The organism is Hymenobacter rubripertinctus, assembly GCF_003583925.1.
GTDB lineage: Bacteria > Bacteroidota > Bacteroidia > Cytophagales > Hymenobacteraceae > Hymenobacter > Hymenobacter rubripertinctus.
On sequence record NZ_QYCN01000002.1, the window covers coordinates 59,549 to 72,205 of the forward strand.

Sequence of the window (12,657 nt, forward strand, 5' to 3'; positions counted from 1 at the left end):
GGCCCGCATGAACTACGTCAGCCATACCCGCGCCGCCCATCAGCAGCTTGCCAGTCAGGCTGACGCCCGCCCCCAGCACGTCAGCCTGTATTGGGCCCTATTCTTTGCCTGGAACGCCGCCCGGTTTCCAACTGCCATGCCACTCGACCGGGAGGCCCTGATGCGGGCCTCTCACATCGGCAATAAAGACACCCTGACCACCACGCTACAGACCCTCGACCGCTTCGGCCTGATAGCCTACCAGCCCAGCAAAGTCAACGGCGCAAGTCGGGTCGTCGTCGTCCGGTTCGACCAGGAGCATACCCCAGAAGTGGGGCAACCGCATACCCCAGAAGTGGGGGATGCTAAAACAGTCCAGCATACCCCAGAAGTGGGGCAACCGCATACCCCGGAACTGGGGGATGCTATGGGGGGAGCATACCCCAGTTCTGGGGGTACACTCCTTATAGTGAAAACAAGTTCTATAGATAAACATGATATAAACGTCGGCGGCGGCACGAAAAAAAACAGAAAGGAAGGGTGCGCAGACGACAGGCTTTCAGGTGCGGAAGTGCTCGACGAAAACGTCCCGCCCAGCGGTGCAGTACCGCAACCGCCTGATGGCCCAGGCACAGCCCCCAAAGAAAAAGTTGCGCCAAAAAGAAAAGGGGTACCGGAGCCGGCCACGGCTGACAACCTCAGGCGCAAGGCAACCAGCCGACAACGCAAGCCCGAGGTACGCTTTGCTGATTCTGAGCTGGCCACCTACGAACAGTTCGCCGCCGCCTTCGCCGGCACCGACTACGAGCTGGCCGACCTCCGATTTTACCACGAGAAAGTCAAGAACTGGCGTCAGCAGGGCGAGGAGCCCCGCCGCCGCGACTGGAAAGCAACTGCCACCCAATTCTTCCTCAACGATGCTCAGGATAACCGCCTCAAACTTGCCCCAGGTGTCCAACACCACAACGGCAGTAACGCGGCCTCAGGCCAGCCCGGAGGCCCAGCTGCTGAGTACCGTTCAAGCCGCTGGGATTAGGGAGCTGGCCCGTAGCACCACGCCCGCCATCCGCGAGATGATGGCCGACATGAGCCTGGGCCTCACCCGGGAAGTAGCCGTATCGGCCCCCAAAATATTCCAGCTGAAACGGGCCGTAGGGGAGCGCGACGTGGTAAAGCTGCTGGTGGCCGTGCTCCGCGCCTTCGTCGATAGCGTCCGGGCCCAGACCAAGCCCGACGCCGCCGACCTGATGGAAGCCGCCGAGTACTTCGCCCAGACCTACACCCACGACAGCATCAAGGACATCATGCTGGCCCTGAAAGAGGCCCGCACCGGCGGCACCCTCAAAACCTACTACAGCACGCTCGACGTGGCCGCCATCTACGAAATCATCAGCACCTACTTCGACAAAAAGGCCCTCTACCTCGAAAGTGCCCACCACGACCGCAAGGCTCAGGGCGCAGGTACCGAGTACGAGCAGGTGAAGCTGTTGGGAAGTGCCGCCCCGAAGATGCTCGATAACGTGGCCCAGCAGATACCCCAGGGCCACCCCAACGCCAGCAGCATCCGCCAGAAACTCAGCCTCATCAAAGCCCGGCTGAAGCGGGGTCTGCTAGACCCCGAGCAGGCCGAGCAGCAGCGCACCGACGCCCGCAACGCCACCCACCGCAAGCCCCGCCCCGACTGGCAACCCAACCCCGAGGCCCAGAAGGAAATCGACAAACGGCACCGCGCCGAAGACCGCCGCCTGGCCGAAAAGTACCGCACCCGAAGCTTATAGGCCATGAACACCATCCGCTACTACCGGGCCAGCTGCGGGAGCATCTACCGGGTAACCACCACCGAGGCCACCAGCCGCAACCCGGCCAACTACATGCAGGCCCGCAAGGGGCCGAAATGTAACGTGTTTAGTCCCGAGTACCACACCAGCGCCGAGGAAGTGGCCAAGTTGGTAGCCTTCCAATCATTCATCGAAATCCCGGCCCCATGAAGCCCACGCCCCAACTTCCTCTCGACTACGACCACGGCAACAAAGCCACCCAGCAGCTCACCGCCGCCATCCTGGCCTACCTCGATGCTCACGGTTTCGAAGCCTGGGGCCAGCCCAACCGGGGCGAGTACGACCCCAATACCGGCCGCTGGCGCCCTCACCCCAACAGCAGGCGGGGTGTGTCTGACATTCTGGGTTATCGTCGCTCTGACGGCAAGTTTCTGGCCTGCGAAGTCAAATTCGGCAAGGACCGCCTACGCGACGAGCAGATTGTATTTCTCAACCAGGTGAAAGCGGCCGGCGGGCTGGCCTTCGTGGCCCACACACTGGCCGGCTTTGTGGCCTCGTTCGAACGCCGCGGCCTGCACTTGGTGGCCACCTCCACCGACAGTAGTAGGCCTGCACCCCCATTATACCCAAAAATGCTGATAGGAGCCCCGATTACTGATGACGCCCAGGCCACATACAATAGCTCAACCAGTTAAGTGAAGCAGGTATTTGAATAGGGTTGTCTATATAAACCGGCTTGAACACCAAAGTGCTCCACCTGCTTTTGTAGTGATGCTTTTTCAACTATCTTTGTTACTTAAAGTCATCAAATATGCTAAAGTCTTCCAAGTTCAATAAACTGTTAAACCTGTACGACCTTACACAGGTGGAGCGGCATTTAGTACATGCTTACTTGAATAAAAGGCAACTCGAAATCGCCCAAAGCCAAATTCTGACAGAATATTTCGAAGGGTTTTCAGTGGAGCTTGGATTGCAAGATGAAATCAATAAGTGGGCACCCAATGATATAAAGGAGCTAGAAAGCTATCTGGAGCTAATCATACCAGTTGAGGACAGAAAGCTCAATGGAGCGTTCTTTACGCCATCATATATTGTAGATTATATCATTAGCGAGGTAAATCCTGGATACAATGATAGAAACCTTGACCCTAGTTGTGGAAGTGGCGCCTTTTTAGTTGGACTAGCGCGATACTACAAAGCGACTTTTGGCAAGTCAGTTAGGGGAGCTGTAATAGAGAATATTTATGGAGCAGATATTCTGGATTATAACATAGACAGAGCAAAAGTCCTACTGACACTATATGCTCTTGAAGAAGGTGAAATACTATTAAGTACAGACTTTAACTTATTCAATCATGATACATTGCGAGTTGATTGGAATTTGACATTCCATAATATTATTGGAAACCCTCCCTATGTCAAATTTCAAGATTTGTCAACTGAAAATAGGGGGTTTCTATCAAAAGGATGGGAAACGGTAAAAGGAGGAGCTTTCAATCTTTACTTCGCTTTTTTTGAATTAGGATATAAGCTTCTAACAGACGATGGAATACTAGCATTCATAACGCCTAATAATTATTTTACTTCGCTGGCTGGAGAGCAGCTACGGAGCTTTTTTGAACGCCATAGGTGTGTATATAAGGTGGTTGATTTTAGCCATAAAAAGGTGTTTGATGCACTTACCTATACAGCTATAACATTTCTAAATAAGAAGGTTAACGACTTGATTGCTTATGATAGATTGGATAAAAATCGAAGTCCCCAAATATTCCTCGGCGCACTTGATTCCTCAAATGTTGCATACGAATCGCTAGTAACAAAAAAATGGCGCTTGTTGAAAGGGTCAGAGGTGCAAGCAATTCATGCAATTGAAAACTCTGGCCTGCCACTAGGTAAATTATTTGATATAAATGTGGGGATAGCCACTTTAAAGGATGACGTTTTCTTTGTTGATGGGACTACCCTCGAAGACGAATTTTATTTAAAATCAACGCCGAATGGTCAGTATAAGATTGAAATAGCCATTACGAGGCCTGTTTATAAAATAAGTGACTTCAAAACCCAAGAGGATATTGACAATAATTCTCGAAAGGTGATATTTCCCTATAATGAGTTAAACGGCGGGGTGACCCCAATCTCCGAGGAGGAAATGGGTCAGCAATACCCTGAGTGCTACCGATATTTAAAATCTGAAGAAAAACAACTCTTAGCTCGGGATAAAGCTAAAGTTAAGTTCGACCCATTCTATGTCTGGGGGCGGACACAGGGACTTGTAAAAAAAGGGCTGAAAGTAGTAACACCTACTTTCAGCCAATTTCCGCGCTTCCTAAAAATTGAACAAAGTAATTCATACTTTACTAACGGATATGCTATATTCTTCAAGACTCAATCTATTTCTCTTTTTGCTAATAACGCGAATGAAATAGTACTCCCAGAAAACATAGATGTGCTCCAAAAATTACTAAATTCAGTTGTAATGGACTACTATGTGAAGAAAACTAGTGTATCTATTGACGGGGGTTACCCATGCTACCAAAAAAATTTCATTCAGAAGTTCTCAGTTCCAATATTCACTCAGGAGGAGATTATTGCAATTAGGAATGCACAAAAGCCTCAAGCTGATGCCATTTTCATACAGAAATATCAGCTGAATCTATTATTAGGAAATCTTGACTGATAGACACTCATCATATCAGCCGCAAAGCTCCCAAATGATAATGCTCCTAGGTTAACCGTTGAATTAGGCTCCAAAAAGCCATCTGCTATCAACTCAGCAGTTGTATTGTACAACTTTGGTACAGATGGCTCAAAGTCGACTACAAGTAGAGCAACACGCTCATATTTGTGGTGGTCGCCACTCATGCTAGTTCTGTCGTTCAAGGCTTGAAACGAGCGGATATACTTATCGATATGGACACTCTTTTTTTTAGGTGCCTCAAATCCAATTTGTTTGAGCTTAGTAGTTTTGGGGTCATATGGTTTGGCAATAATCATATAAACCTCACCAAGGACCATATTACCAGCTCTAAGGTGAAAATTGAGTGCTTCAGCGAAAGTTCTTTCGTAGAGCGTATCAAAATTCTTTGATATACTACTGAGCTGACTCCTCACATTTACTGATATGACCTGCTCAGTAAAACTGAGCCCGTATGGGTCCGTCTGACCAAATACATACGTGTTGTACTGCAAGACCTCGCTAGCCACGGTAATATTTCGAGGGACTATGCAAACGTCTTGATTTTTAGTTTTAAGCAATCCCGTAAGGGCTAGTTCTTTATCCTTGAGGACAGCTGGGGTAGTGAAAAGCCCAGCCTGACCAGGACCAGTTGCGCACCTTTGCAGGGCTTCAAGCTCTGGATTAATCAAGCTAGGGTGAACACCAATCCGCATGAATTCTGTTTTAACAGCATCATGTATTAGCTTAATGGGGCCTTGACTTCTAATTAGTTCGTTTTTGCCTTCTTCTCCTCTATTTTTAATTGCATTTTCAATATCTGTTTTAAATTTCAGGAGGGCTTGGTCAATAGTTCGTGATGTAAAAGCTTGTCCCGTATGATTAGCTATTAAATTTGGCATCGTTAAAGAAGTCGTTGAGGTTCATATTAAGGGCATTGGATATCTTCTCAATATTGACTATTGAGATATTACGCTGCCCTTTCTCAACACCTGCTATGTAGCTACGGTCTAAGTCGGCTTGATATGCTAAATCCTTCTGTGAGAGGTTAAGCTTGTCCCGTAATTCGCGAATTCGTTCGCCGATTTTCGCTCGTATATCCATGTGACAAAGCTGCCTCCAAAGCTTACTATAAGTCAAAGACTATAAGTAACAATCAGGTATTTATTAATAGCGCCAAAGAAGTATTTCTTACGGTTGGCGCTGATTAATAGATTGTTAGACCCCTAAACCAATAGGGGCGACAGCTGGCCCCGGTATTTATGCTGATGTAACGGACACTCGCTATTCGTAAATCTTACTGGGATTCTTGTCTATAAGCTCATTGGCTGCAGAATCGTACTCAACTGCATAAAGCCCAAATGCAAACAGCCCCGAACCTCACCGGCCGGGGCTGTTCTGTTTTAAGCGGGCACCGCGGCCCCTACAACGACTCCGCCGACGACCCGCCCATCAACTCCTTACGCTCCTGGGCCTCCTGGGCCTGCTCCCCCGGCTTCACCGCCGTACTCGACACCGCGGCCCCGATGCTGCCGGCCAGCACTAGGTAGCTCCCGAGCGTCACCAGCCCCGCGGGCAGCAGAGCCGGCGCCGACACCAGAACAGCGCCCACGGCCCCAATGGCCACCGAAACCGACCGGATTTTGCGAAAGAACCGGGGCGTGGGCAACGTCAGCCGGTCGGTAATACTGAGTTTGTTCGACATGGTAGGTAGAGAAAAAAGGTGAGAAATAGAGCCTATACCGGCCCGTTATTGTCCAGGCGGGCCAGAATCCGGTCGGCCCACTCGTTGCGCTTCTGCTGGTCTTTGGTGAAGTCGGTCAGCACCCGGGTCCGCTCATCCACCAGGGCCAGCGTCTTATCGATGTGGGTCAGCTTCTCGCTCAGTTTCATTACTAGCTCCAGCATTTCCTTGCGGATCTCGGTGCGCTGCTGCAGGGCCTCCGTCCGGATAGCCTCGGCCTGCTTACTCATCTCCAGCCGCAGCTTTTCTTCCCGGGCCACCGCCGAAACATGGTAGTCATCCACCCGCACGGCCAGGGCTTCGGCCTTCTGCTGGTTGGCCGTGCAGTTGGCCTTGAGTTCCTCCACCACTCGCCAGTTGCGCACGAAGTACAGCAGCACCGCCACCGCCCCGGCCACCACCGACGTGAGTACGCCCCAGTGCTCCAGCATGCTATTCATGGCCCGGCCCTCCCTTCACTGCCCCCGCGGGCACCTCGAAGTGGGGCCGGTCTAGCATCTTCCAGTCCCCGCCCCAGCGCACCCGCGCATCAGCCGCCTTCACCAACCGGGCAAACCTGCTCAGCAGCAGCGCCGACCACGACACCGACCCATCCGCCAGCACAAACGCCACGTCCAGCGCCGGGGTCGGCGGGCCCAGGTTGTGGTTCGACTGCCCCCCGCGTTTATAGGTCACCACCGGTCCCGGTTTCGTGCGCCCCTGCGCGTACAGCTCGTTTTGCCGCTCCGCACTCCGGTAACACTCCGTAATAATGGGCCGGCCCACCAGCCGCAGCACCGGGTCGCCCAGCCAGCGGGCCAGGGCGTGCGCGTAAGCGGCAGCTAGGTAGTCCACGGCTTCCGCCAGCCGGGCGGCCTCGCGGGTGGCCTGCCGGGAACTGAGCACCACGGCCCGGCGCGGAGGTAAATCAGCAGAAACAACTCGTTGCATAACTTGCTGTGTAAAATTATACGCATACTAAAGTAAGTAAAATAAGCAAATTGTATCAGCCCGCCGCCATTTCAGCCCCGATAGAAGTTGATTTTATCGGCCTATTACATTGCATTATTATCAGCTGGGCGCTGCCTTCGGCCCGTGCTGTCCAGGGGTCCGCTTCGCTTCCGTGCTGCGCACCGCTCCCTCCGGTCGCGCCCTTCCCATCACTAGCGCATCCCCCTGATTCAGTTGATCCTTCCGCCTCGATGCCGTTCCACGCTCCAGCCCAGGGCCCGCAAAAGGCCCCCGGCTGGAGCTACCGAAACCCACCGCCCCGGCCCGCCTCCCGCTGGTCGGCCAGCCTCAGCCCCCCGCACCGGCTATTGACTCTTGCGTTGCTGGTGCCGGCCGCTTCCCATAGGTCAGCCACCAGCCCCCCGATACTCCCCTCCGCCCGCCTCCCTCCGGTCGGCCGGCTTTAGCACCCAACCGGTCCTGACGCCAGCCGTCCGCACCGGCTTCCTCCGCCAATTCGCCAGGTCGCCGGCTCCTTCCAGTCGCCACCTCCCAAGCAAGCGTCGGCGGCCGCACCCACCCACCATGACCGCACCGCGGCTTGAAGCGGCCCCGGCGGCACACCTGTAGTATTCGGCCCCAGGGGTTACTCCGGTATTGGCCGCCGCCAGCCCGCGCCGCCCGCGGCCCCGGTTCCATCCGCCCCACCCGCCGCTCCCGATTCCTGGCGGCGCTATCATGCTCGGGCTACGCCCAGCATCCCGGTCTAAGGCCCGCTTCGCGGCTAGTGTGCGGCCTTCGGCGCGCACCGGGGGCCTCAAGGCCGGCCCCCGAACCCCCGGCCGAGGCATTCAAGGTGTTCTGTCGCCCGCCGGTCAGGTGGCCCGTCACGGTGTCAGCGGGGGGCAGGGGCCCCGTTCAGTCAGCCGGGCAGCGGTGGGGCCGGCAGCTGGCTTGCATCGCGTAGCCGGGCCGGTTGCGGGCGCTCGTCATCAGCTGGTGCCCGCGCTACAGGCCCAGGCCACCCGCCACCGGGGCCGCACCAGGGGCGGGGGCCACCAGCCACTCCATCACCACCCCCAGCCGGGCCGCCTTGCGGGCACTGTCCAGTGTGCCGGTACTCACGCCGTCCCAGCACACCAGCAGCAGGTCGGCGGCGGCCACCAGTAGCCCGTTGCGCACCAGCGGCGCGGCGGGGCCGTGGGCGCGGTAGTCGGGCCGGTACTCCACCAGCGGCACCCGGTTGCGCGTGGCCCAGCGGGCGGCCAGTTCATCAACCCCCGCAGCGCCCCCGCTTACTATTCCCGCCACCTCGCCGGCCCGGTGCAACGCATCCAGGCGGGCCAGCAGGGCCGGGCACTCGGCCAGGGCGCGGCTGCCTACTACGCCTATCTGCTTTTGCACATTTCCCATCCCACAATATACAACAATAATACCTATAATCATAGGTTTTTATTTCGTATAATATTACGTAAACATATATCTATTACCCACAATTATACGTATATTAGTATAAGCAATGGGGGAAAGGCCCCCGGCGCAATTGGCCTAACTCCTACACGCCATGTTCACCCCCCAGCAGTTTTCCCAGCTCGCCGCCGCCGCCTGGTCCGGCCCCGCCGCCATTGTGCAAGCCTCCGCCAGCAGCTGCCTGCTGGCCCAGAGCCATCTGGCGGTTTACTACTCGGTCACCTACACCGCCGCCGGGGTCATGTTCATGTCGCCGGTTTGCGGTACGTGCCCTTTCGAGGCCGTAGCCGCTGCCATAGCCGCCGCTGCTGCCGCAGGCGTTCCGGTTTGTCGCTACAAGGCCCAGCGTACCCTTGCCCGCACCGCCGCCGCCCTTTGCGGGGTGGCCGCCGCTCCTTCCTTCGCTTGCCGTGCCCGCCGCCACCGCGTAGCCCGCCGCCTCGCTCATGTGTAGCCCGTCCGCCCCCGCACCAGCACCGGCTCCCAGCAGCGGGGCCGGTACCTGGGCCGCCAGCTTGCAGGGCCTCAGCCCCCAGCAGCGCCTCGCCGCCTGCGCCGCCCGCCTCGAAGAGTTAGCCGCCCGGCCGCTCCTGTCCGAGCCCTTTATGCAGCCGCTGCTCACCGCTTGCGCCGCCCTTGCCGCAACCTCTCCCAGCCCTTTCAACTAGCCCCGCTATGCACCGCAAAATCAAAATCGAAACGCGCCACCGCCCGCGCCGCTGGGGCTTCGTGAGCACCGCCAAACTCCTGCTTTCCGGCCATTGGCTCCAGGCCGCCGGCTTCCAGCCCGGCACCGTCGCCCAGGTCGAGGTGCAGACCGGCCGGCTCATCATCACCCCCGCCGCAGTCCAGTAACCACCGGCCCGCGCCCCAGACTCGGCGGCGCGGGCCTCAAACTCCCCACATCATGCCCGCTACCAGCTACCAGCCCCAATTACTCGACCCTGCCAGCGCCGACCCCCATCCCGTCAGCCCCGCCAACGGCCGCAGCTTCCGCCTGGCCGAACTGTACCGGCTGCTCGATTGCCGGACTGTCGAAGTCGTGCGCCTCAGCAAAGACCTGATTCTGATAACCGACGAGGAAGGCAAGTTCCGCAACCCCGCTTACCTCAACCTGCTGGCTACTTACCTCTGGTACCAGTACCAGCCCACCGTGCGCGGCCAGGACTGCATCGTGGGCCGCGCTATCCTCTGCCACGACCGGCAATTCAAATAACCTACCAGGGGCCGGCCCCACCACGCTGGCCCCGCATCCACCCGCACCATGTCAAAAGTGAAAGAGCACACCGACGCCCTCGAAACGGCCATCGGCAACGCGGCCGAGTTTGCCGGATTCGCCACGGCGGCCGAGTACCTCCAGGATAGAGGCTTCAACGACCGCGGCCCCCGGTTCTTCGCCGTCGAAGTGCTGCATGAGCTACGCGCCGTCGGCTGGGAGCTGACGTTCCGCGCTGCCGAAGACGCCCACTAAAACGGCCACCGGGGTACCGCCGACAAGGGACCCCACCTTTTCACCCTCTTACCTCTTTTCGTTATGGCAACCGCCACCAAAACCAACCCCGCCGCCGCTAAGGCCGCCCCCGCCGCTGCGGCCGAAACCCTCACCCCAACCCGCGCCTACCTCACGGCCACGCTCGACGAGGACAGCGGCGAAGTCATCGAAACGCCCATGTTCCGCTACCTGCCCGGCCACCCCCGGCAGGTGCGCTTCGATGCCAAGGCCGGCCAGTTCAACGTCGGCGGCATCACGCCCCTGGGCCCCAAGCTGGCCTTTATCCCCGTCGCGCTGCGCATCTTCGAGGACGACATTCTGAATATGGGCCGCAAGACGTGGGCCGAGCTGTTTTTCGTCGACGCCGGCGGGGCCGTCTGCGCCGTGCTCTTTCACGGCTACTCGGTCGAGAACCTGCAGAAGCTCAACGCCGAGCTGTTCTATGACGACCTGCGGCTGGTGGACGTGGTGCTGACGGTGAAGGCCACCAAGAAGGAAAACAAGAAGGTGGGCGGCACCTACTACATCGCCGAGTTCGAGTACGTCCCCGCCGCCGAGGCCGAGGTAGCGGCCCGCCAGCAGTTCGCCGAGGACTTCCCGCTGTTCCGGGAGGAAACGCTGACCGGCACGGCCGACCTGCGCATCGTGCAGGGCTACCGGCTCCCCGAAGGCCGCGAGCCCCAGCCACAGCCCGCCCAGCTCGCCGCCGCCGAAGTCGTTTCCCAGTAGCCACCCGGCCCCCGACCCGCCGCCAGGGGAGGGGGCCACTTTTCCCACTACTATGTTCCGCAACCTTCACCACCACCCCGCCACCACCCAGGACCAGCACCGCGCCCTGCCTGCCATCAGCAACACCGACCTGAGCAACCTGGCCGCCGAGCTGTTAGGCCAGCCGCGTTTCCTCAACCAGGACGCGCTAACCTTCGGCTCCTATTTTCACTCGGCCATTCTGGAGCCCGACCAGTACCGGCAGGCCGGGCAGCTGTTGCCGCTGGGAAGGCAGGAACTCCAGTACCGGCAGGCCGGGCAACTGGCCGCCGCCATCCGCCGCCGCCGCTACCCGCGCCACGTCATCTACTCCAGCCGCGGCCAGGCCGAACAGACCTTCACCGCCATCCACCAGCCCACCGGCCTGCTCGTTAAAGTGCGCCCCGATCTGCTCATCGACAGCCCCAAGAAATTGCGCCGGACGGTGGTAGACTTCAAAACCACCAGCTGCCAGGACCTGACCCAGTTCCTCCAGACGGTGGAGAAGTACGGCTACGACCGCCAGGGCGCATTTTACGCCGACGTGCTAGGCGCCCAGCGCGTGGTGCTCATCGCCGTGCAGAAGCGCGCCCCCAAAGGCCAGCAGCCCGCCGTCTGGGTCCACGAGCTGACGCCGGCCCAGATGCAGCAGGGCCGTAAGAAGTACGGCAAGCTGCTGCGGTGCGCAGTTGGGTGACAAGACCGCAGCAGCTTGCCAACCATGGATAAACTGCCTATATGAATATATACCTGTTTCGCAAACGATGCGCTCTGGGCAACTATCATACGTCAGTCGGAATATTAAGAGCGGGCATGTCATAAAAAATTCATAACGAATATGGTTTTATTTCCAGTTATTTATACCAATAAAGCTATATTCGTGCATCGCTTCTGAACTTTATAACAAGCCGAATATGAAAACGACACTCGTCTGCTTTGTCTCGTTACTATTCTTCGCAAGCCCAGTGTTGGGTCAGAAGCGGGATAAGAATAAAACCCGCCATATGGGTACCTTCTTACTTGAGTCTCAATTCAAGGACTATATCCCAGTTTCACCTTTAGAGTATGAACAAAGTGTTGTTCTGTACAATGCGGCCACTTCAAAGTTCGATACTCTGTCTCTGAAAGTAATTGCATCTAATAGGAACATGGTGTTGCGGTTTATGCCCAATGAAGCTGTGTTCGCTACAGTCAGGAGAAATAGCAATGCAGCAGGTGTAAGCTATGGTCCGGCTTCCATCACAGCGGAGTCAGGTTCCTACACTGTCACTTTGGACTACTGCAAATTCTCTACTCTGAAGGTGATGATGACTAATGGCACATGCGGGGGCTTCGCTAAAGTTGGTGTAGGTATGAGAATAACAGCTCAGATTACCACTTTTGAGGCGGGCGTAGATGTCAGCTCTCTAATTGGACTAGGTGTTGCTGCCAAAACTGGCCAGTTGCAAGGTCAATTAAGCGTTGACATTATTGGGATGGAATCAGGACAGATTACAGATTTGATAACATTACCTGTAGATATAAGCGACGCCTCAATACAGACTGCTCTGCAGTCACTCTCTGCAATAAAATCTAAGATTTATGATGATAAAACGCAGCTTTTCCCCCAAATAATAGCTATCAAAAAGGCGAACGATACTAGTTCTAATTGCTCAGTTTTTGATATTCTCTCCACGATTGAACAGCCAACTAAGACCGCAATTCAACGACAACAACAACAACAACAACAACAACAACAACAACAACAACAACAACAACAACAACAGTTACAACAGCAAAAGCTGTAACAGTTGTACTAGATGCTTCAGTGTGTTAGGCTTCGTTAAACAAATCAAAAGGGCCA

The 12,657-nt window shown here is 56.3% G+C and carries 19 protein-coding genes; 13 read left to right on the forward strand and 6 right to left on the reverse strand.

Annotated features, from left to right (window positions below; genetic code table 11):
- Window positions 1-7 precede the first annotated feature (7 nt).
- From D0T11_RS21935 to D0T11_RS01370, 5 genes are all read left to right on the forward strand, one after another.
- Window positions 8-1,015 carry a hypothetical protein gene (locus D0T11_RS21935; RefSeq protein ID WP_147374468.1) on the forward strand — a complete coding sequence of 336 codons (1,008 nt, stop codon included), beginning with the start codon at window positions 8-10 and terminating at the stop codon, window positions 1,013-1,015.
- Window positions 930-1,757 carry a hypothetical protein gene (locus D0T11_RS01355; RefSeq protein WP_245990571.1) on the forward strand — a complete coding sequence of 276 codons (828 nt, stop codon included), beginning with the start codon at window positions 930-932 and terminating at the stop codon, window positions 1,755-1,757. Before D0T11_RS21935 ends, D0T11_RS01355 begins: the two co-directional genes overlap by 86 nt.
- 3 nt (window positions 1,758-1,760) lie before the next feature.
- On the forward strand, window positions 1,761-1,967 hold the full coding sequence (locus D0T11_RS01360) for a hypothetical protein (protein WP_119653986.1): 207 nt from the start codon (window positions 1,761-1,763) through the stop codon (window positions 1,965-1,967).
- Window positions 1,964-2,452 carry a VRR-NUC domain-containing protein gene (locus D0T11_RS01365; RefSeq protein WP_119653987.1) on the forward strand — a complete coding sequence of 163 codons (489 nt, stop codon included), beginning with the start codon at window positions 1,964-1,966 and terminating at the stop codon, window positions 2,450-2,452. Before D0T11_RS01360 ends, D0T11_RS01365 begins: the two co-directional genes overlap by 4 nt.
- Window positions 2,453-2,568: 116 nt before the next feature.
- Complete coding sequence (locus D0T11_RS01370) at window positions 2,569-4,434, forward strand: Eco57I restriction-modification methylase domain-containing protein (RefSeq protein ID WP_119653988.1); 1,866 nt, start codon at window positions 2,569-2,571, stop codon at window positions 4,432-4,434.
- On the opposite strand, the gene D0T11_RS21940 is transcribed toward D0T11_RS01370, so the two are convergent.
- The 6 genes from D0T11_RS21940 to D0T11_RS01400 form a co-directional block, all read right to left on the reverse strand.
- Window positions 4,401-5,333, reverse strand: a complete 933-nt coding sequence (locus D0T11_RS21940) for a hypothetical protein (RefSeq protein WP_147374469.1) — start codon at window positions 5,331-5,333, stop codon at window positions 4,401-4,403. The genes D0T11_RS01370 and D0T11_RS21940 overlap by 34 nt on opposite strands.
- Window positions 5,314-5,535: a helix-turn-helix domain-containing protein gene (locus tag D0T11_RS01380; protein WP_119653990.1), complete on the reverse strand. Its 222-nt coding sequence runs from the start codon at window positions 5,533-5,535 to the stop codon at window positions 5,314-5,316. The genes D0T11_RS21940 and D0T11_RS01380 overlap by 20 nt, the downstream gene beginning before the upstream one ends.
- A gap of 319 nt (window positions 5,536-5,854) precedes the next feature.
- Window positions 5,855-6,136 carry a hypothetical protein gene (locus tag D0T11_RS01385; RefSeq protein WP_119653991.1) on the reverse strand — a complete coding sequence of 94 codons (282 nt, stop codon included), beginning with the start codon at window positions 6,134-6,136 and terminating at the stop codon, window positions 5,855-5,857.
- A gap of 32 nt (window positions 6,137-6,168) precedes the next feature.
- Window positions 6,169-6,615 (reverse strand): hypothetical protein, encoded by a 447-nt coding sequence (locus D0T11_RS01390; RefSeq protein WP_119653992.1) that lies wholly within the window; start codon window positions 6,613-6,615, stop codon window positions 6,169-6,171.
- Window positions 6,608-7,105 carry a M15 family metallopeptidase gene (locus tag D0T11_RS01395; protein ID WP_119653993.1) on the reverse strand — a complete coding sequence of 166 codons (498 nt, stop codon included), beginning with the start codon at window positions 7,103-7,105 and terminating at the stop codon, window positions 6,608-6,610. Before D0T11_RS01395 ends, D0T11_RS01390 begins: the two co-directional genes overlap by 8 nt.
- Before the next feature lie 1,008 nt (window positions 7,106-8,113).
- Window positions 8,114-8,509: an SLOG family protein gene (locus D0T11_RS01400; RefSeq protein ID WP_245990572.1), complete on the reverse strand. Its 396-nt coding sequence runs from the start codon at window positions 8,507-8,509 to the stop codon at window positions 8,114-8,116.
- 160 nt (window positions 8,510-8,669) lie between these two features.
- On the opposite strand from D0T11_RS01400, the gene D0T11_RS01405 reads away from it, so the two are divergent.
- The 8 genes from D0T11_RS01405 to D0T11_RS22390 all read left to right on the forward strand — a co-directional run bounded on the left by D0T11_RS01405 (window position 8,670) and on the right by D0T11_RS22390 (window position 12,601).
- Window positions 8,670-9,029: a hypothetical protein gene (locus tag D0T11_RS01405; RefSeq protein ID WP_119653995.1), complete on the forward strand. Its 360-nt coding sequence runs from the start codon at window positions 8,670-8,672 to the stop codon at window positions 9,027-9,029.
- On the forward strand, window positions 9,022-9,243 hold the full coding sequence (locus D0T11_RS21945; RefSeq protein WP_147374470.1) for a hypothetical protein: 222 nt from the start codon (window positions 9,022-9,024) through the stop codon (window positions 9,241-9,243). Before D0T11_RS01405 ends, D0T11_RS21945 begins: the two co-directional genes overlap by 8 nt.
- 7 nt (window positions 9,244-9,250) lie before the next feature.
- Window positions 9,251-9,430 carry a SymE family type I addiction module toxin gene (locus D0T11_RS01410; RefSeq protein ID WP_119653996.1) on the forward strand — a complete coding sequence of 60 codons (180 nt, stop codon included), beginning with the start codon at window positions 9,251-9,253 and terminating at the stop codon, window positions 9,428-9,430.
- 52 nt (window positions 9,431-9,482) lie between these two features.
- Entirely contained in the window at window positions 9,483-9,791 is a 309-nt protein-coding gene (locus D0T11_RS01415; RefSeq protein WP_119653997.1) for a DUF3846 domain-containing protein, read from the forward strand.
- A gap of 48 nt (window positions 9,792-9,839) precedes the next feature.
- Window positions 9,840-10,046, forward strand: coding sequence for a hypothetical protein (locus tag D0T11_RS01420; RefSeq protein ID WP_119653998.1), 207 nt, complete (start codon window positions 9,840-9,842; stop codon window positions 10,044-10,046).
- A gap of 63 nt (window positions 10,047-10,109) precedes the next feature.
- Window positions 10,110-10,796 carry a hypothetical protein gene (locus D0T11_RS01425; RefSeq protein ID WP_119653999.1) on the forward strand — a complete coding sequence of 229 codons (687 nt, stop codon included), beginning with the start codon at window positions 10,110-10,112 and terminating at the stop codon, window positions 10,794-10,796.
- 52 nt (window positions 10,797-10,848) lie between these two features.
- Complete coding sequence (locus D0T11_RS01430; RefSeq protein ID WP_119654000.1) at window positions 10,849-11,511, forward strand: PD-(D/E)XK nuclease-like domain-containing protein; 663 nt, start codon at window positions 10,849-10,851, stop codon at window positions 11,509-11,511.
- 217 nt (window positions 11,512-11,728) lie between these two features.
- Window positions 11,729-12,601, forward strand: coding sequence for a hypothetical protein (locus tag D0T11_RS22390; protein ID WP_182888201.1), 873 nt, complete (start codon window positions 11,729-11,731; stop codon window positions 12,599-12,601).
- The last annotated feature ends 56 nt before the right edge of the window (window positions 12,602-12,657 follow it).